14 protein-coding genes and 1 tRNA gene are annotated in these 19,669 nt (G+C 60.7%); 13 read left to right on the plus strand and 2 right to left on the minus strand.

Annotated elements, in window-relative coordinates:
* The 10 genes from ACR0KX_RS20455 to ACR0KX_RS20500 form a co-directional block, all read left to right on the plus strand.
* Nucleotides 1–1,130, plus strand: a 1,130-nt coding sequence (locus tag ACR0KX_RS20455; protein WP_480708739.1) for a COG4223 family protein, incomplete at its 5' end; no start/stop codon positions are given.
* A gap of 10 nt (nucleotides 1,131–1,140) precedes the next feature.
* On the plus strand, nucleotides 1,141–2,628 hold the full coding sequence (locus ACR0KX_RS20460; protein ID WP_480708740.1) for a heme biosynthesis HemY N-terminal domain-containing protein: 1,488 nt from the start codon (nucleotides 1,141–1,143) through the stop codon (nucleotides 2,626–2,628).
* Between the two features lie 82 nt (nucleotides 2,629–2,710).
* On the plus strand, nucleotides 2,711–3,808 hold the full coding sequence (locus tag ACR0KX_RS20465) for an MHYT domain-containing protein (protein ID WP_170453308.1): 1,098 nt from the start codon (nucleotides 2,711–2,713) through the stop codon (nucleotides 3,806–3,808).
* 140 nt (nucleotides 3,809–3,948) lie between these two features.
* A complete protein-coding gene (locus tag ACR0KX_RS20470) occupies nucleotides 3,949–4,782 on the plus strand; it encodes an FAD binding domain-containing protein (protein WP_170453307.1) in 834 nt (277 codons plus the stop codon).
* 12 nt (nucleotides 4,783–4,794) lie between these two features.
* On the plus strand, nucleotides 4,795–5,325 hold the full coding sequence (locus ACR0KX_RS20475; RefSeq protein WP_170520814.1) for a (2Fe-2S)-binding protein: 531 nt from the start codon (nucleotides 4,795–4,797) through the stop codon (nucleotides 5,323–5,325).
* Nucleotides 5,322–7,739: an aerobic carbon-monoxide dehydrogenase large subunit gene (locus ACR0KX_RS20480; RefSeq protein WP_170623572.1), complete on the plus strand. Its 2,418-nt coding sequence runs from the start codon at nucleotides 5,322–5,324 to the stop codon at nucleotides 7,737–7,739. The genes ACR0KX_RS20475 and ACR0KX_RS20480 overlap by 4 nt, the downstream gene beginning before the upstream one ends.
* Nucleotides 7,740–7,839: 100 nt before the next feature.
* Nucleotides 7,840–8,706, plus strand: a complete 867-nt coding sequence (locus ACR0KX_RS20485; protein ID WP_480627336.1) for an AAA family ATPase — start codon at nucleotides 7,840–7,842, stop codon at nucleotides 8,704–8,706.
* Complete coding sequence (locus ACR0KX_RS20490; protein ID WP_170623627.1) at nucleotides 8,706–9,890, plus strand: VWA domain-containing protein; 1,185 nt, start codon at nucleotides 8,706–8,708, stop codon at nucleotides 9,888–9,890. Before ACR0KX_RS20485 ends, ACR0KX_RS20490 begins: the two co-directional genes overlap by 1 nt.
* A gap of 12 nt (nucleotides 9,891–9,902) precedes the next feature.
* A complete protein-coding gene (locus tag ACR0KX_RS20495) occupies nucleotides 9,903–10,715 on the plus strand; it encodes an XdhC family protein (protein WP_170623574.1) in 813 nt (270 codons plus the stop codon).
* Nucleotides 10,716–10,823: 108 nt separating this feature from the next.
* Complete coding sequence (locus tag ACR0KX_RS20500) at nucleotides 10,824–11,276, plus strand: SRPBCC family protein (protein ID WP_170453301.1); 453 nt, start codon at nucleotides 10,824–10,826, stop codon at nucleotides 11,274–11,276.
* Nucleotides 11,277–11,340: 64 nt separating this feature from the next.
* Here ACR0KX_RS20500 and ACR0KX_RS20505 read toward each other — a convergent pair.
* Nucleotides 11,341–11,427, minus strand: a tRNA-Leu gene (locus ACR0KX_RS20505).
* A 201-nt stretch (nucleotides 11,428–11,628) separates the two neighbouring features.
* Here ACR0KX_RS20505 and ACR0KX_RS20510 point away from each other — a divergent pair.
* Nucleotides 11,629–12,612, plus strand: a complete 984-nt coding sequence (locus ACR0KX_RS20510; protein WP_170453288.1) for a complex I NDUFA9 subunit family protein — start codon at nucleotides 11,629–11,631, stop codon at nucleotides 12,610–12,612.
* Here ACR0KX_RS20510 and ACR0KX_RS20515 read toward each other — a convergent pair whose 3' ends face one another.
* Nucleotides 12,613–13,416, minus strand: a complete 804-nt coding sequence (locus tag ACR0KX_RS20515; RefSeq protein WP_170623576.1) for an undecaprenyl-diphosphate phosphatase — start codon at nucleotides 13,414–13,416, stop codon at nucleotides 12,613–12,615.
* 229 nt (nucleotides 13,417–13,645) lie between these two features.
* Here ACR0KX_RS20515 and ACR0KX_RS20520 point away from each other — a divergent pair, with 229 nt between their 5' ends.
* Entirely contained in the window at nucleotides 13,646–15,079 is a 1,434-nt protein-coding gene (locus ACR0KX_RS20520) for an NAD(P)-dependent oxidoreductase (protein WP_170623577.1), read from the plus strand.
* A 48-nt stretch (nucleotides 15,080–15,127) separates the two neighbouring features.
* Nucleotides 15,128–19,660 carry a glutamate synthase large subunit gene (gene gltB / locus ACR0KX_RS20525; RefSeq protein WP_170623579.1) on the plus strand — a complete coding sequence of 1,511 codons (4,533 nt, stop codon included), beginning with the start codon at nucleotides 15,128–15,130 and terminating at the stop codon, nucleotides 19,658–19,660.
* Nucleotides 19,661–19,669: the final 9 nt, after the last annotated feature.

Genomic DNA, 19,669 nt, shown 5'->3' on the forward strand with positions numbered 1-19,669 from the left:
AAGCCGAAGCCGAAGCCGAAGCCGAAGCCGAAGCCGAAGCCGAAGCCGAAGCCGAAGCCGAAGCCGAAGCCGAAGCCGAAGCCGAAGCCGAGATTTCTGCGGATACGGCTGAACCGGCGCAGGCACAAGAAAAGCCTGCCGAACCGGCCCCCGAAAAACGCGGCGGTTTTGTTCCGGCCCTGCTGGGCGGCGTGATTGCTGCCGGACTTGGTTTTGTGGCCGGGCAGGGCGGGCTGTTCTCGTCGGGCGGGTCGGACACTGCGCAATCGATTGCCGCGCTGGAATCGAAACTGGCTGATCAATCGGATCAGATCGCAGCCCTGACAAAATCGCTGTCGGATGCGCCGGATGTCTCTGGCCTGTCAGATCAGGTGCAGGCCCTGTCGCAAAAGCTGGATCCGGTTGATGCCGACCTGACCGCGATGAAGTCCAGTGTCGCGGCGCTGAGCGGTCAGATCGCGCCTTTGGCCGATCGATTGACCGAGCTTGAAAAAAACCCGATTGCCGAAAACACATCGCCCGAGGCGAATGCCGCTTTTGAGGCTGAGTTGAAGAAGCTACAGGACTCGCTGGCCGCACAGCGGGCCGAGGTTGAGAAGATGGTGGCCGATGCCCAGGCGCTTGAGGCCAAAGCCTCGGCCGAAGCACTTGCGGCGACCAATGCCGCGATCCTGTCGCGCCTGCATGGTCAGTTGGATACGGGTGCGCCGTATTCTGATCTGGTGACTGAACTGCAAGCAGGCGGTGTGACCGTGCCGGATGCTTTGTCCGGCCCCGCCGACAAGGGGGTCGAGACGCTGCCAGCGCTCCGCGCCTCATTCGCGCCCGCGGCGCGCACGGCACTGGCCGATGCGCGGGATGCGGACAAAGGCACTGGCCTTGTCGCCTTTTTGCAGCGTCAGACAGGGGCGCGGTCGGTGACCCCTCAGGACGGGGATGACCCCGATGCCGTTCTGTCGCGTGCGCAGGCCGCTCTGGCCTCTGGCGATCTGAGCGGCGCGCTGTCGGAATTGAAATCTTTGCCCGAAGCGGCGCAGACCGCGATGGCCGAGTGGGAGCAGGCGGCTCAGACCCGTGTCTCTGCGGTAGATGCCGCGAATACGCTCGCGTCCAGCCTGAACTCGAACTGAGGGACCTGCCATGCTGTGGTCATTGTTTAAAATCCTTGTTTTCGTTGCGATTATTGGCCTGCTGGCCTTGGGGGCGCAGGCTTTGATGCAGACCAGCGGCGGGGTGCAGATCACCGTTGCGGGTACCGAATACACTTTGGGGCCGCTGCAATCCGTGATCGCGCTGGGCGTGCTGGTCTTTGCGGTTTGGCTGTTCTTCAAACTGCTCAGCCTGCTGATCGCGACGCTGAAATTCCTCAATGGCGACGAAACCGCCCTGTCGCGTTATTTCGACCGCAGCCGGGAAAAGCGTGGTTATGAGGCTTTGGCGGATGGTCTGATGGCGCTGGCCTCGGGCGAAGGGCGCACGGCGATGACCAAGGCAAGCAAGGCCGAGAAACTGCTGAACAAGCCTGAACTGACCAACCTGCTGGTGGCGCAGGCGGCCGAGATGACCGGCGACACCAAAAAGGCATCCGAGACCTACAAGAAGCTGGTGACCAACAATGCCACGCGTTTTGTCGGTGTGCGGGGGATCATGAAACAGAAACTGGCTGAAGGCGACGATGAAACCGCGCGCAAGCTGGCGGAAAAGGCGCTGGCGATCAAACCGCGTCACGAGGAAACACAGGACGTTCTGCTGGGCCTGCAAACCAAGGCACAGGATTGGGCCGGCGCACGGTCGACGCTGACCTCGAAGCTGAAGGCCGGGTATCTGCCGCGCGATGTGTTCAAACGGCGCGATGCGGTTCTGGCCCTGTCCGAGGCCAAGGATATTCTGGACGAGGATGCGACGGTTGATCAGCAAGAGCGCGCGATTGAGGCCAACCGCCTGTCACCTGATCTGGTCCCCGCGGCGGCAATGGCCGCACGCGCCTATATCGAAAAGGGCAAACCCAAAGCCGCGACCAAGATCCTGAAAAAAGCGTGGGAGGTGCAGCCGCATCCCGATCTAGCCCATGCCTTTGCCGAAATTGCGCCGGATGAAACACCAGACCAGCGGATCAAACGCTTTACCGCCCTGACACGGATTCACCCGGAAAACATGGAAACCCGCCTGATCCTGGCCGAGCTGAACATCGTGGCCGAAGACTTCCCCGAAGCGCGTCGCGCGCTGGGCGATGTGGTCGAAAAACAGGCGGATGCGCGTGGGTACACCCTGATGGCCGCGATTGAGCGGGGCGAGGGTGCAACGGATGCGGTGGTGCAGGGCTGGCTGGCCAAGGCGCTGAACGCGCCGCGCGGGCCGCAATGGGTCTGCACCAACTGCCATGACATTCAGCCGGAATGGGCACCGGTCTGCCAGAATTGCGGCAGCTTCGACACGCTCAGCTGGCAGACCCCGCAAACACCCGAAATTGCCAGCGCCACAGGCGTTCACATGCTGCCACTCATCGTCGGCGCGTTGGAAGACAAGACTGACGAGCCAGATGAGACGGAAGCGACCGAGCCCGAGGGTGCAGACGTCATCGAACTGGATGCCGAGCCGGTTGAGGAAAAGGTCGAAAAACAGGCCTGATCCCCGCGATTGCTGGGCAATTGTCCCGGACAGTTCGGTTTGCTAACGTCGCCCTTACGTCGGGGAGGGCGTACTGACCGAAATGCTGGACTACTCGCATAACCCGTGGCTTGTGGCGGCGTCACTGGCCGTGGCGCTGATGGCCGGGTTCACCGGGCTTTACCTGACGCACGGGGCCTCAAAGCTGGATGACCAAAGGCGCAAGTTCGTGGTGGCGCTGGCGGCGGTCATTTTGGGCGGCGGCATCTGGTCGATGCATTTTGTCGCCATGCTGGGCCTGCAACTGCCGATCCTCTTTTACTATGACGCGCTCATTACGCTGATTTCGGCCCTTGTGGCGATCCTGATGGTGGGACTTGCGTTGCTGTTGCTGCATTTCCGGCCTCGAACGATGCAGACCATGGTTTCAGCCGGGGTCATTGTCGGCCTTGGCATCGTGGTGATGCATTATGTCGGCATGGCAGGGATGGAACTGTGCCGCCCGGTCTACACGGTCTGGGACGTGGCGATTTCCACCGTGGCCTCGGTGGTTCTGTCGGTGCTGGCAATCTGGGTGGCCTATGACAACCGGACCCAGCGCAACATCCTGCTGGGGACGGTGTGTTTCGGTCTGGCCGTCTTCACGATGCATTTCGTGGCGGCGGGGTTGACCGATTTCATCGCCAGCGACAATGCAGGCAGGGCCGGGCCTGCACTGAACAATCAGGTGCTGGCGATGGGGGTCACGGTTTCGGTGTTTCTGATCTGCGGGGCCTTTCTGCTGACCGGGATCACCTTCATTGGACCGCAGCCAGAAATCGCACCGTCAGCGTCAGAACCCACGCAAGATCCTCAACCTACCGCCTTGCGCGCCGGTGTTCCGTTCGAGCGTGAAGGGCAGACCTTCTTTACCGAACCTGCCAGCGTGGCCGCGATCCGGGCCGAGGGGCATTACACCGTGCTCTACATGGGGGCCGAGAAACTGTTTTGCCCCTGGTCGATCACCGAGGCTGAATCGCGCCTGAAACCCGATGGCTTCTTGCGCGCGCATCGCAGCTATCTGGTGAACCCCAAACATGTCTCAAGCTTTGAGCGGCACAAAGACAATGGCACCTGCTACTTCGACGGGGTCGATGCGCTGAGCAAGGTGCCGGTCAGCCGATCCCGCCTGACGGCGATCCGCGACGCGCTGGGCCTTTGATCGCAACTCGTGCAGCCTATTCGCAACTCGTGAAACAAGCCGCGCGCCCCGTTTCACGTGACTGGCGGCACTAGCGCCCTCTCCTCTTTTCTTTCCTCAGGTCCCCCACGGCATACCGCTTGGACCCAGGGAGGAAAAACATGATACCAGCCGGTTTTGAGTATCACCGGCCAGGCGACATCGCCTCGGCCATCGGCATATTGCAGGAACACGGAGATGAGGCGCGTGTGATCGCGGGCGGGCACAGCCTGATCCCGATGATGAAACTGCGCATGGCCGAAATGGGTCATCTGGTCGACCTTCAGGCCATTGACGAGCTCAAGGGTATTGAGGTCGGCGCCGAGACCGTGACCCTTGGCGCGATGGTCACGCAGCATGAGTTGATCACCCATGACGGGCTGGCCGCAGCCATTCCGCTGATCCGCGAAGCGGCGCTGCAGATCGCTGACCCTCAGGTGCGTTACATGGGGACTGTTGGCGGCAACGTGGCCAATGGCGATCCGGGCAATGACATGCCGGGGCTGATGCAGTGTTTGAACGCGACATTCGATCTGTCCGGCCCCGATGGTGCCCGCAGCGTCGCTGCGCGGGAGTTCTACGAGGCCGCGTATTTCACCGCGCGTGAAGACGAAGAAATCCTGACCCGCATCTCGATCCCGGTGCCGGGTGCAGGCGTTGGTCAGGCTTATGAAAAGCAAAAGCGCAAAATCGGCGATTACGCGACGGCTGCTGCTGCGGTGATGGTGGGCAACGGAACGGCTTCGGTTGCGATGACCAATCTGGCTGACACGCCGGTCTGGTCCGAGGCCGCGAGCGCCGCTCTGGCAGGCGGCGATGTTGAGGGCTGCGTGGCGGCGATGCTCGACGCGATTGACCCGGTGGCCGACAACCGCGGCCCTGTCGAATTCAAGAAACACGTGGCCGCCGTGATGCTGCGCCGCGCCATCGACCGTGCGCAACGCCGCGCGGGGTGAGGAGGGGAACACATGTCGAAAATGCACGTCAAACTCACCGTGAACGGCAAAGAGGTCGAAGGTCTGGCCGAGCCGCGCACTTTGCTCATTCACTTCTTGCGGGAAGATCTGAAAATCACCGGCCCTCATATCGGTTGCGAAACCAGCCATTGCGGAGCCTGCACCGTCGATATCGATGGGAAATCCGTCAAATCCTGCACCACCTTTGTGGCACAGGTGAACGGGGCCGATGTCACCACTGTCGAAGGGCTGACCAATGACGATGGTAGCCTTGGGGTGTTGCAAGAGATGTTCCGCGAACATCACGGGCTACAATGCGGCTTCTGCACGCCGGGGATGATCACCCGCGCGCATCGCTTGCTGCAGGAAAACCCGAACCCGACCGAGGATGAAATTCGCTTTGGTATGGCGGGGAACCTGTGCCGCTGCACTGGATACCAGAATATCGTCAAGGCGATCTCGGCCTCGGCTGATTTGCTCAATGCGCAAAAGCCCTCAAGTAGCGAAGCGGTAGGGCAAACCAAAGTGGAGGCTGCGGAATGAACGACCAGACCCTGACCCCCGAAGAACGCGCCGCCAACCTCAAAGGCATGGGCTGCGCCCGCAAGCGCGTCGAGGATGTGCGGTTCACCCAAGGCAAGGGGAATTACGTCGATGACATCAAGCTGGACGGGATGCTGTTCGGCGATTTCGTGCGCTCGCCCTACGCCCATGCCCGCGTTGTCAGCGTGAACAAAGAAGCGGCCCTGGCCGTGCCCGGCGTGGTTGCCGTGCTGACCGCCGAGGATCTGGCTCCGCTAGGTCTGCACTGGATGCCGACTTTGGCGGGCGACAAGCAGATGGTGCTGGCCGATGGCAAGGTTCTGTTCCAGGGCCAGGAGGTTGCCTATGTCGTCGCCGAAGACCGCTATATCGCGGCGGACGCGGTGGAACTGGTCGAGGTCGAATATGAAGAGCTGCCTGTTATCACTGACCCGTTCGAGTCGTTGAAATCCGACGTCGTCCTGCGTGAGGACCTTGAAGGTCAAACCGAAGGCGCGCACGGCCCACGCAAACATCACAACCATATCTTCACCTGGGAACAGGGTGACAAGGACGCGACCGAGGCTGTTCTGGATGAGGCTGACGTAGTGGCCGAAGAAATGGTCTATTACCACCGCACCCACCCCTGCCCGCTGGAAACCTGCGGCTGTGTGGCGTCGATGGACAAGGTGACGGGCAAGCTGACGCTTTATGGCACGTTTCAGGCCCCGCACGCGATCCGCACGGTTGTGTCGCTGATCTCGGGTCTGGCCGAGCACAACATCCGGGTGATCAGCCCCGATATTGGCGGCGGGTTTGGCAACAAGGTGGGGGCCTATGCGGGCTATGTCTGCTCGGTTGTCGCCTCGATTGTCACCGGCAAGCCGGTGAAATGGGTGGAAGACCGGATGGAGAACCTGATGTCCACCGCCTTTGCCCGCGACTACTGGATGCAGGGCAAGATCGCGGCTACCAAGGAAGGCAAGATCACCGGGCTCTGGTGTCATACCACGGCGGACCATGGCGGCTTTGACGCCTGTGCGGACCCGACCAAGTTCCCGGCGGGGTTCATGAACATCTGCACCGGGTCTTATGACATTCCAACCGCCTATCTGGCCGTTGATGGTGTCTATACCAACAAGGCTCCGGGTGGGGTGGCCTATCGCTGTTCCTTCCGCGTGACCGAGGCCGCCTATTTCATCGAACGCATGATCGAGGTTCTGGCGATCAAGCTGAACATGGACGCGGCCGAGCTGCGGCGGATCAACTTTATCAAGGCTGATCAGTTCCCTTATCAGTCAGCGCTGGGCTGGGAATATGACTCGGGCGATTATCACACCGCCTGGGACAAGGCGTTGAAGGCGGTGGAGTATGACGGTCTTCGAGCCGAACAGGCGCAGCGGGTCGAGGAATTCAAGGCGGGAAAGACCCGCAAACTGCTGGGCATTGGCCTTACGCATTTCACTGAAATCGTGGGCGCGGGGCCGGTCAAGAACTGCGATATCCTCGGGCTGGGGATGTTTGACAGCTGCGAAATCCGCATCCATCCAACTGGCTCGGCAATCGCGCGACTGGGGACAATCTCGCAGGGGCAGGGTCACGCCACGACCTTTGCTCAGATCATCGCCAGTGAGATCGGTCTGCCCGCCGATAACATCACGCTGGAGGAAGGCGACACCGACACCGCGCCTTATGGGCTTGGGACCTATGGGTCTCGGTCCACGCCGGTCGCGGGGGCCGCAACGGCCATGGCTGCCCGCAAAATCCGCGCCAAGGCGCAGATGATCGCGGCCTATCTGTTGGAGGTTCACGACAACGACGTCGAATGGGATGTGGATCGGTTCTCGGTCAAAGGCGCGCCCGAGCGGTTCAAGACCATGAAGGAAATCGCCTTTGCCGCCTATAATCAGGCCATTCCGGGGCTGGAGCCGGGTTTGGAAGCCGTCAGCTACTATGACCCGCCGAACATGACCTACCCGTTCGGGGCCTATATCTGCGTCATGGAAATCGACGTGGATACCGGCGAGTGGGAGGTCCGGCAGTTCTACGCTCTGGATGATTGCGGTACGCGGATCAACCCGATGATTATCGACGGGCAGGTTCATGGCGGCGTGACCGAAGCGTTGGCCATCGCGATGGGTCAGGAAATTGCTTATGATGAGATGGGCAACGTGAAGACCGGCACGCTGATGGATTTCTTCCTGCCGACCGCGTGGGAGACACCGAACTATATTACCGACTATACGGTAACGCCGTCTCCGCATCATCCGATTGGGGCGAAAGGCGTCGGGGAAAGCCCGAATGTGGGTGGCGTGCCTGCGTTTTCGAACGCGGTGCATGATGCGTTCCGGCCCTTTGGTTTGGTGCAGAGCCATATGCCGCATGACCATTGGCGGATCTGGAAGATTGCCAATGGGCTGGGGATGCACGGGTAATTGGGTTCGGACCGGCTGTGGCCGGTCCGATCAGGCAAGGGGGCTCTGCCCCCTTGGACCCCCGAGATATTTTTGGCCAGATGAAGATTGGATCCTGGTTTTGACTTTGAGTGACGTGCAGAACGGATTGGCCGCGCAGGGCTATGTTGCCGATGATCGGTTGGCGATGGCATTGCATCTGGCGCAGGCGTTGGGGCGGCCCTTGTTGCTGGAAGGTCCGGCCGGGGTTGGCAAGACCGAGGTCGCCAAGGCGGTGGCGGCTTGGCGGGATACGCGGTTGATCCGGTTGCAGTGTTATGAGGGGCTGGACGCAAACCACGCGATTTATGAGTGGAATTATCAGCGTCAATTGTTGGCGATCCGAGCGAGCGAAGCGCAGGGTGGCACCAGCGAGGCGCAACTGTTTTCCGATGCGTATTTACTGAAAAGACCTTTGTTAGAGGCTATCTCCGAAGAACAACCTCCGGTTTTGTTGATCGATGAAATTGATCGGGCGGATGAAGAATTCGAAGCCTATCTGTTGGAAATCCTGTCGGACTATCAGATCACGATCCCCGAGCTTGGGACGATCAAGGCGCGGGTTCGGCCCATTGTTATCCTGACCGCAAACGGGACGCGGGATCTGTCGGATGCTTTGCGGCGGCGGTGTCTTTACAGTTTCCTGGACTACCCAACGAAAGAAACGGAACTGGCGATCCTGCAGGCGCGGATGCCCGAGGTTGAAGGGGCGCTGGCGCGGCAGATCATCGGGGTCGTGCAGGCGCTGCGGCAGGAAGATCTGGAAAAGAAGCCGGGTGTGGCAGAGATGTTGGATTGGGCCGCCGCCCTGTCGGGGCTGGGGGTCAACGATCTGGCCAAGTCCCGGGACGAGGTGCAGGCGACCTTGGTGTGTCTGTTGAAAACCGCTGCGGATTACGATGCGGCCCCTGCGGAACTGATGGATCGGCTGATCGGGAAGGTGGCGTGATGCAGGTGACGCGCTTTCCCTCTCGGGCCGATGGGTTGGCGGATCGCATGTCGGGGTTCATTGCCCATCTGCGCCTGAATGGCCTGCGGGTTGGTCCGAAAGAGACCGGCGACGCGTTGGTGGCTTTGTCCAAGGTCGAAGCTACGGATACCGATCAGGCCCGTCAGGCATTGTGCGCGGTTCTGGCTGGGGATGCCGAAGATTGGCGGCGGTTCGACGGCCTGTTTGACGCCTATTGGTTCAATGCGGGCAAGCAACGGTCCGGCGTCGCGCAGAACACGCATGTTCGCGTTCAGTCGGCAAAGCCGATGATCTGGCAAAGCCACGAACATGGCGCGGACGGCGCTGAGACAGGCTCAGGGGACACCACTCCGGACTCGAGCGACAGGGAGGCCGAGGGGAAGGACGGGAAGCTGATTGCAACCCGCACGGCCAACCTGTCGCGCCGGGATTTGCGTGAGCTGATGGACGAACACTCGTTGAAACAGGCGGAAGATGTGGCCTTGAAATTGGCGCGCGCCATACGCGACAGACGTTCGCGCAGGCGCAAGCGGGCTTTGCGGGGGCCAATGCTGGATATGCGGCGCATTCAACGGGCCAGTCTGGCTCGGGGTGGTGAGCCTATCGATCTGTTTCGCCGCGCGCGGCCCCCTCGTCCGATGCGGATCGTTGCCTTGTGTGATGTCAGCGGATCGATGACCGTGTATTCGCGGGTCTTTCTGGCCTTTCTCAAAGGTCTGATCGGCAGCGGTATTGATGCGGATGCCTATCTGTTTCACACCCGCCTGCTGCGGGTCACCGACGCGTTGCAGGACCATGATACGCTTCGCGCGGCTGGTCGGTTGTCGCTGATGGCCGAGGGGTTCGGTGGCGGTACGGATATTTCGGGCAGTCTAGAGCGGTTTCTGGATGGCTACGGCGCGCGTGCACTGAATGGTCGGACGGTCGTTCTGATCCTGTCGGACGGGTACTGCGCTCAGACCCCGGATCGGTTGGCAGACGCTTTGGCAAGGATACGGCGCAAAGCGCGGCGGATTGTCTGGCTCAATCCGCTGAAAGGGTGGAAGGACTACCAGCCCATCGCGGCGGCCATGCAAGCTGCGGAACCTTATCTGGACGCCCATTTGCCCGCCAACACGCTGGACGCGCTCGCGGCCCTTGAACCTGAATTCCGCAAGCTGTGAAAAGGGTCTAACATGGGAAGTTTAGACATTTTCGACACCATTGAGCAGCTTCGGCAAACCGGTCAGCCATTCTGCGTCGCGACTGTTCTGCGGACGGCGGATGCGACCTCGGCCAAGGCGGGTGGAAAGGCGGCTGTGACGCGGGGTGGAGAGATTCTGGGCCATCTGGGTGGAGCGTGCGTACAGCGGGCGGTTCGAACCTCGGCACAGCAGGCGCTGTCAAGCGGGACGCCGCAGATGATCCGCGTGAAACCTTCGGAAAAGGTGGTGACGATGACGGACCCGGATGGCGTGCAAACCTTCAAAAGCGGATGCCCGTCTGGCGGCACGGTTGATCTGCTGGTCGAACCCTATCAACAGGCGCCCCGGCTGGTGATCTTTGGTGCCTCGCCCATCGCATCGGCATTGGCGGCGCACGGCACTTTGGCCGGGCTGCGCGTCTATCTTGACGACGGCGCAGAGGCATCGGCTGAGTGCGCCCGGTTCTCGTTGGATCAGGTGTCCGAACTTGGGATCGAGGCGCGGGATTTCGTGGTGGTCGCGTCCCAGGGCAAAAACGATGGCGCGGTGCTAAAGGCTGCGTTGGAGACACCGGCCGCGCGCGTCTCGATGGTGGCCAGCCGCCGCAAGGCCGATACGCTGGTGGCGAAACTGATCGCACAGGGCATGGACCCGTTGTGTGTTGCGCGGCTGAAATCGCCTGCGGGGTTGGATATTCACGCCATCGATCCGCACGAAATCGCCTTGTCGATCTTGGCCGAGATTGTGCTTTGGCGGAACAGTGATACGACTAAGGAGGTCTCTCATGACGAAAAGCTTGCGTAGATGGTGCGCCGCACTCTGGCCCGCCCGCCCCGATCCCAACCCGGAAGACGCGGCCGAAATGGCGCTGATCGTCTTCCCAAGATGTTGTTGAACAAAGGAAATGCCTGAATGGAACTGAGCGACGAAATCCGTATCACCGCCCCCCGTGACGTGGTGTACCGCGCCCTGAATGATGCAGAGATTCTGAAAGAATGTATTCCGGGCTGCGAGGAACTGGTTCAGAACTCGCCCGAGGATCTGGAAGCCAAGGTTGTGCTGAAAATCGGCCCGGTCAAGGCCAAGTTCGCCGGTCAGGTGACGCTGGACACCTCTAACGCACCGGATGGCTTTTCCTTGAATGGCGAAGGCAAGGGCGGGGCCGCCGGGTTCGCCAAGGGCGGGGCAGAGGTGACACTGACCGAAGATGGCGATGAGACGGTTCTGGCCTACACCGCCAAGGTCGATATCGGCGGCAAGATCGCACAATTGGGCAGCCGTTTGATCGCGGGAACGGCCAAGAAACTGTCTGGCAAGTTCTTCACCCGCTTCGGTGAAATCGTGTCCGAGCAATCGGTGTCGTGAGATTGTAAATGACAGCAAACATCGCCCGCGCACGGGTGGTTTTGGAATAGCATCTTTGGGGGTTTGGTGCCCAGGAGAGGACTCGAACCTCCACGTCCATACGGACACTAGCACCTGAAGCTAGCGCGTCTACCAATTCCGCCACCTGGGCAGGTGTCGTGAGGGGGCGTTTAAGCCCAGTGGCGGGGGGCGTCAACCGGATTCGGGGAGATTTTTGAAAGTTTTTTGAACCAGGCCGATTACGCCCGCAATCAGGCATTGCGCCGATGTTGCCACGTGGCGAATTAGCGCCTTGTTTCGAAGCGATCTGGGCGCTACGTCTTTTCCTCATAAAGTCAGCAGGAGGTCACCCATGTCCAAACTGGTCACGATTTACGGCGGATCGGGTTTTGTCGGGCGCTACATCGCGCGACGGATGGCGGGTGAAGGGTGGCGCGTGCGTGTGGCGGTGCGCCGACCGAACGAAGCCATGTTTGTCAAACCCTACGGCGTGGTTGGTCAGGTCGAACCGGTCTTGTGCAATATCCGCGATGATGCGTCGGTTGCGCAGGCTATGCAGGGTGCGGATGCGGTCGTGAACTGCGTGGGCGTCCTGAACGAGCTTGGCAACAATGATTTTGCCGCCGTGCAGGCCGAAGGGGCCGAGCGGATCGCGCGTTTGGCGGCGCAGCAGGATATCGCTCGTATGGTTCATATCTCGGCCATTGGTGCGGATGCGGAAGCGGCCAGCACATACTCGCAGACCAAGGCGCGGGGAGAGGCGGGTGTGCTGCAGCATATGCCCGACGCCGTGATCCTGCGCCCGTCGCTTGTCTTTGGCACGGAAGATCAGTTCTTCAACCGCTTTGCGGGTATGGCGCGTCTGGGTCCGTTTTTGCCTCTGGTCGGTGCCGATACGAAATTCCAGCCGGTCTATGTGGACGATGTCGCGCAGGCGGCGGTCAAAGGGGTTCTGGGTCAGGCGCAGGCCGGGGTCTACGAATTGGGCGGGCCCGAGGTCAAAACCTTCCGCGCCCTGATGCAGCAGATGCTGGAGGTCATTCACCGTCGGCGGATCATTCTGGGTGTACCGTTCTTTGTGGCCAAGATCATGGCCGGGGTTCTGGATATCGCCAAATTCGTCAGCTTCCAGCTGTTCCCAAACAACATCCTGACCCGCGATCAGCTGAAAAACCTGCGCCGGGACAATGTTGTGTCTGAGGGTGCAAAAACGCTGGATGATCTTGGGATCGAAGCCACGACGCTTGCGTCGGTTCTGCCCGAGTACCTGTGGAAATTCCGCCCCTCGGGCCAGTATGACGACATCCAGAATTCCGCCGATAATCTGCGGACCTGATCAGCTGTAGGCAATCACCAGCAGGGTGATGCCCAGAATCACGCGGTAAATCACGTATGGGGTGAAGCTGACGCTGCGCAGCAGGCGCATCATCAGGCTAAGCGCCAGAAGCGCCGAGACAAAGGCGAAGGCAGCGGCAATCGCCCCGTCTTTGGCAAGGCTGGCATCGGCCTGATGGATCACATCCGCTGACAGCAAGACGCCCGAGGCGATGATCGTCGGGATCGACATTAGCATGGCAATGCGGGCCCCGTCCTCGCGCGTGTATCCCAGATGCCGGGCGCCGGTGATGGTAATGCCGGACCGCGATGTACCGGGGATCAGGGCGATGGCCTGCCACAGGCCCATGATCGCCGCGTCCCGCAGGCCCCAATCCTTTGCCACCTTGGTTTGCGGACCATTTTGATCCATCCAATACAGCAACACGCCAAACAGCAGCATGGTCCATCCGATCACAGCGATCGAGCGCAGCGCATCGCTCAGCCCGGTCAGAAACAGGATAAGACCGGCAAGAACGGTCGGGATCGTCGCGATGGTCAGCCCCAGGGCCAGCCTGGCCTGTGGGGTATCGGTTTGGCCTCTTAGGGCGCGGGGCACGCCGGAGAGGGCAGATTTCACGTCCGTCCAGAAATACAGTACAACCGCGCCCAGCGTGCCCACATGAACCGCGACGTCTATGGTTTGGCCCTGATCCTCCATCCCTGTCAGGCTGGGCAGCAGGATCAGATGGCCCGATGAAGACACCGGCAGGAATTCAGTTATCCCCTGAATTATCGCTACGAGAATCAAGTGAAAAAGACTCATTTAACCTGCTGCACTGCTACCAAATCGTTTTACTTTTTATGGGTATTCCGGTGGCTCTCAAAAGGAAAGTGCGTTGATAGGTCCGAATCGGAACTAAAATCACGCAGTAATTTCCCGAGATTAGCAAGATACCGCAAACTTTTCCAATTTAGGTCAGTACTTTTTACTTTTCATCCCAAACTGCATCTCTTAAACAGGCCCGACCAAGCCAATTCATGGAGTCTGACCCGTGGCCAAGCAACCGATGCTGAAATTTGTGCAGATCGACCGCGTCATGCCGGAAAAGCGTGCCGCTGATGACCGCAAGGAAGACTTTGACGAAATCTATGCCGAGTTCGCGGCGGACAAGGCGGCAGAGCAGGCCAGCCGGTGCAGCCAGTGTGGTGTGCCCTATTGCCAGTCGCACTGCCCGCTGCACAACAATATCCCCGATTGGCTGAACCTGACCGCGACGGGTCGTCTGGAAGAGGCGTATCAGACCAGTCAGGCCACCAACACCTTCCCCGAGATTTGTGGCCGCATTTGCCCGCAGGATCGCCTGTGCGAAGGCAATTGCGTGATCGAACAGTCCGGCCACGGCACCGTCACCATCGGGACGATCGAAAAATACATCACCGACACGGCATGGGACAAAGGCTGGGTCAAGCCCGTGGTTCCGGGGGCCGAGCGCAGCGAAAGCGTTGGCATCATCGGTGGTGGCCCCGGCGGGCTGGCGGCGGCGGATATGCTGCGTCGCGCCGGTGTTCAGGTGACGGTTTATGACCGCTATGACCGCGCCGGTGGGTTGCTGATGTACGGCATTCCGGGCTTCAAGCTGGAAAAGGACATCGTGCAGCGCCGCAACGACCTGCTGGCCGATGGCGGGGTTGAGTTCGTGCTGAACTGCGACGTGGACGCTGCCAAATTCGACGAGATTCGCGCCAAGCATGACGCCGTGATCATCGCGACCGGCGTTTACAAATCGCGCGACCTGTCGATGCCGGGCAGCGGGCTGAACGGCATCGAAAAGGCCATCGACTTCCTGACCGCCTCGAACCGCAAAAGCTTTGGTGACGCGGTCGAAGATTTCGACAATGGCCGCCTGAACGCCGATGGCAAGAAAGTCGTCGTGATCGGCGGTGGCGATACCGCGATGGACTGTGTGCGCACCTCGATCCGGCAAGGGGCCACTTCGGTCAAATGCCTGTACCGCCGCGACCGCGCGAACATGCCCGGCTCGCAGCGCGAAACCCAGAATGCCGAGGAAGAAGGCGTGATCTTCGAATGGCTCAGCGCGCCCAAGGGCTTTACCGGCGACGATACCGTCTCGGGCGTGATGGTGCAGAAAATGCGTCTGGGTCAGCCCGACGCCACGGGCCGTCAGGCCCCCGAGGTGATCGAAGGCGCGGATTATGTGGAAGAGGCCGATCTGGTCATCAAGGCGCTGGGCTTCGAGCCCGAAGACCTGCCCACCCTGTTCGGCCAGCCCGATCTGCCCGTGACCCGTTGGGGTACCGTCAAGGCCGCCTTCCAGACCGGTGAGACCGAGATGGACGGCGTTTATGCCATAGGTGACATCGTGCGCGGGGCCTCTCTGGTGGTCTGGGCCATCCGTGACGGGCGCGATTGTGCCGACGCGATCATCGACCGGTTCAACGCCAAAGCTGCTGTCGCAGCCGAATAAGCCAGATACCAAAGCGAATTAAGCCCCCTCGGAAGAAGGAGACAGCCAATGACCAAATATGATGCCGATTGGGTGCGGGCCGAAGAAGCCAAACGCCAGTGGATGGCGGAAAACGGTCTTTATTCCGAGGATGAGGAGCATTCGTCCTGCGGTGTGGGTCTTGTTGTCTCGGTCGATGGTAAGAAAAGCCGCAAGGTTGTGGATGCAGGGATCGATGCGCTCAAGGCGATCTGGCACCGGGGCGCGGTGGATGCCGATGGCAAGACCGGCGATGGCGCGGGGATCCACGTGCAAATTCCGGTTCCATTCTTCTATGACCAGATCCGCCGCACCGGGCACGAGCCCAATCTGGATCAGTTGATCGCCGTCGGTCAGGTGTTCTTGCCGCGTACCGATTTCGGGGCGCAGGAAAGCTGCCGGACCATCGTGGAAACCGAAGTTCTGCGCATGGGCTATTACATCTATGGCTGGCGTCACGTACCGGTCGATGTGACCTGTCTGGGCGACAAGGCCAACGCTACCCGGCCCGAGATCGAGCAGATCCTGATCTCGAATTCAAAAGGCGTGGACGAAGAGACGTTCGAGCGCGAGCTGTACGTGATCCGTCGCCGGATCGAAAAGGCTGCCCTGGCCGCCGGGATTTCCGGGCTGTATCTGGCGTCGCTGTCCTGCCGCTCGATCATCTACAAAGGCATGATGCTGGCCGAGCAGGTGGCCGTGTTCTACCCGGACCTGATGGATGAACGCTTCGAATCCGCATTCGCGATTTATCACCAGCGCTATTCGACCAACACCTTCCCGCAATGGTGGCTGGCGCAACCTTTCCGCATGCTGGCCCATAACGGCGAGATCAACACGCTGAAGGGCAACGTCAACTGGATGAAAAGCCATGAAATCCGGATGACCTCGGACAGCTTTGGCGACTATGCCGAAGACATCAAGCCGATCATCGCGGGGGGATCGTCGGATTCGGCTGCATTAGACTCGGTTTTTGAGGTTCTGGTGCGCGCGGGCCGCTCGGCCCCGATGGCGAAAACCATGTTGGTGCCGGAAAGCTGGTCCAAGCAGGCGGTGGAACTGCCGCAGGCGTGGCGCGATATGTATTCCTATTGCAACTCGGTTATGGAGCCGTGGGACGGCCCCGCCGCTTTGGCGATGACCGACGGCCGCTGGGTCTGTGCCGGTCTGGACCGCAACGGGTTGCGCCCGATGCGTTACGTTGTGACGGGTGACGGGCTGGTCATCGCGGGGTCTGAAACCGGTATGGTGCCAATCGATGAGGCCACCGTGACCGAAAAAGGCGCGCTTGGTCCGGGTCAGATGCTGGCAGTGGACATGAAGAAGGGCAAACTGTTCCGCGACAAGCAGATCAAGGACAAACTGTCCCGCGCGCTGCCGTTTGGCGACTGGGTGAGCAAAATCAACGATGTGGACAATACGCTGGCAGGTGTGTCCGAGGCTCCGATCTTCTCGGGCGATGAACTGCGCAAGCGTCAGATCGCAGCCGGATACTCAGTCGAGGAACTGGAGCAGATCCTTGCGCCCATGGCCGAAGACGGCAAAGAGGCGCTGGCCTCGATGGGTGACGACACGCCCTCGGCAGTTCTGTCCAAGAAATATCGCCCGCTTAGCCATTTCTTCCGTCAGAATTTCAGCCAGGTGACCAACCCGCCCATCGACAGCTTGCGCGAATACCGCGTGATGTCGCTGAAAACGCGGTTCGGGAACCTCAAGAACGTGCTGGATGAAGACAGCAGCCAGACCGAGATCATCGTGCTGGAAAGCCCCTTTGTCGGTAACGCGCAGTGGGACAAGCTGGTTGAAAACTTCAACTCTCCGCTGGCCGAGATCGACTGTAGCTTTGAACCCGGCCGGGGGGCGCTCAGCGCCGCTTTGGCCCGGATCAGAGCCGAAGCGGAAGAAGCAGTGCGCTCGGGCGCGGGTCATCTGGTCCTGTCCGATCTGAACTCGGGTCAGGGTCGTGTGGCGATGCCGATGATCCTGGCGACCAGCGCGGTGCATTCGCATCTGACGCGGCAGGGGCTGCGGACGTTCTGTTCGCTGAACGTGCGGTCGGCCGAATGCGTCGATCCGCATTACTTTGCGGTTCTGATCGGTTGCGGCGCGACCGTGGTGAACGCCTATCTGGCCGAGGATTCGCTGGCCGACCGCATTGATCGCGGGTTGCTGGATGGCTCCCTGACCGAGAATGTGGCGCGCTATCGCGAAGCCATCGATCAGGGCCTGTTGAAGATCATGGCCAAGATGGGGATTTCGGTGATCTCGTCCTATCGGGGCGGTCTGAACTTTGAGGCCGTGGGCCTCAGCCGCGCCATGGTGGCTGAGTATTTCCCGGGCATGACCAGCCGGATCTCGGGTATCGGCGTCACCGGTATTCAGGCCAAAGTCGAGGAAATCCACGCCAAGGGCTGGGACAGCGGTCTGGACGTGCTGCCCATCGGTGGTTTCTACAAAGCACGCAAATCGGGTGAGACCCACGCGTGGGAAGCGACCTCGATGCATATGATGCAAATGGCCTGTAACCGCGCCTCATATGAGCTGTGGAAACAGTATTCGGCCAAGATGCAGTCGAACCCGCCGATCCACCTGCGCGACCTGATGGATTTCAAACCGCTGGGCAAGCCGGTGCCGATTGAAGAGGTCGAATCGATCACCTCGATCCGTAAGCGCTTTGTCACGCCGGGCATGTCGCTGGGCGCGCTGTCGCCCGAGGCGCATAAGACGCTGAACGTGGCGATGAACCGGATCGGTGCGAAATCCGACTCGGGCGAGGGCGGTGAAGACCCGGCGCATTTCGTGCCGGAACCCAATGGCGACAACCCGTCCGCCAAGATCAAACAGGTGGCTTCTGGTCGCTTCGGTGTGACTGCCGAATACCTGAACCAGTGCGAAGAGCTTGAGATCAAGGTCGCGCAGGGTGCGAAACCCGGTGAGGGTGGGCAATTGCCCGGCATGAAGGTCACCGATCTGATCGCGCGTCTGCGCCATTCAACCAAGGGCGTGACGCTGATCTCGCCGCCGCCGCATCACGACATCTACTCGATCGAGGATCTGGCGCAGCTGATCTATGACCTGAAACAGATCAACCCGCGCTGCAAGGTGACGGTGAAACTGGTGGCGTCTTCGGGCGTTGGCACGATTGCTGCCGGTGTGGCCAAGGCCAAGGCGGATGTGATTCTGATTTCGGGCCACAATGGCGGCACCGGGGCGTCCCCCGCGACCAGCATCAAATACGCCGGCCTGCCGTGGGAGATGGGCCTGACCGAGGCGCATCAGGTTCTGGCGATGAACAACTTGCGCGACCGGGTGACTCTGCGCACCGATGGTGGCTTGCGCACGGGGCGCGACATCGTAATGGCCGCGATGATGGGGGCCGAGGAATACGGCATCGGCACCGCCGCCCTGATCGCGATGGGCTGTATCATGGTGCGTCAGTGCCAGTCGAACACCTGCCCGGTTGGTGTGTGTACGCAGGACGAGAGCTTGCGCGCCAAGTTCACCGGCAACGCGGACAAGGTCGTCAACCTGATCACCTTCTACGCGCAGGAAGTGCGCGAGGTGCTGGCCAGCCTCGGTGCCCGGTCCGTGGATGAGATCATCGGGCGTGCCGATCTGCTGGCTCAGGTCAGCCGGGGCTCGGCCCATCTGGACGATCTGGACCTCAACCCGCTGCTGATCACCGTCGATGGCGCACATGACATCGTCTATGACCGTGACAAGGATCGGAACGCGGTGCCGGATACTCTGGACGCTGAAATCGTGCGCGATGCGGCACGGTTCCTGAAAGACGGTGAAAAGATGCAACTGTCCTACGCGATCCAGAACACGCACCGGACGGTGGGCACGCGGGTGTCCAGCCATATCGTGCAGAATTTCGGCATGCGGAACACGTTCCAGGACGACCATCTGCATGTGAAACTGCAGGGCTCGGCGGGGCAATCGCTGGGGGCCTTCGCTGCCCCGGGTCTGAAGCTGGAAGTGTCGGGCGACGCAAATGACTATGTCGGCAAGGGCCTGTCGGGCGGTACCATTGTCGTGCGTCCGCCGCAGGTCAGCCCGTTGAAGGCAGATGACAACACCATCATCGGCAACACCGTTCTGTATGGGGCCACCGATGGCCACCTGTTCGCAGCGGGCCGCGCAGGTGAGCGGTTTGCCGTGCGCAACTCGGGCGCCAAAGTGGTGATCGAGGGCTGTGGTTCGAACGGGTGTGAATACATGACCGGTGGCGTGGCCGTTATCCTTGGCGATATCGGGGCCAATTTCGGGGCCGGCATGACCGGCGGCATGGCCTATCTGTATGATCCCGAAGGCAAGGCCGAATTGCTGATGAACAAAGAGACTCTGGTGACCTGTCCGGTGACCGTGGATCATTGGGTGGATCAGCTGAAATCACTGATCGAGCGTCACGCGGCCGAGACCTACAGCCGCAAGGCCGCCGACATTCTACAACACTGGGATGTGGAAAAAGCCAACTTCCTGCAGGTCTGCCCGAAAGAGATGCTGAACAAGCTCAGCCATCCGCTGACAAGCGAAGTTGCCGCTGTTCCGGCGGAATAGCCGCCAATA

Source organism: Ruegeria sp. BG5, from assembly GCF_056538425.1.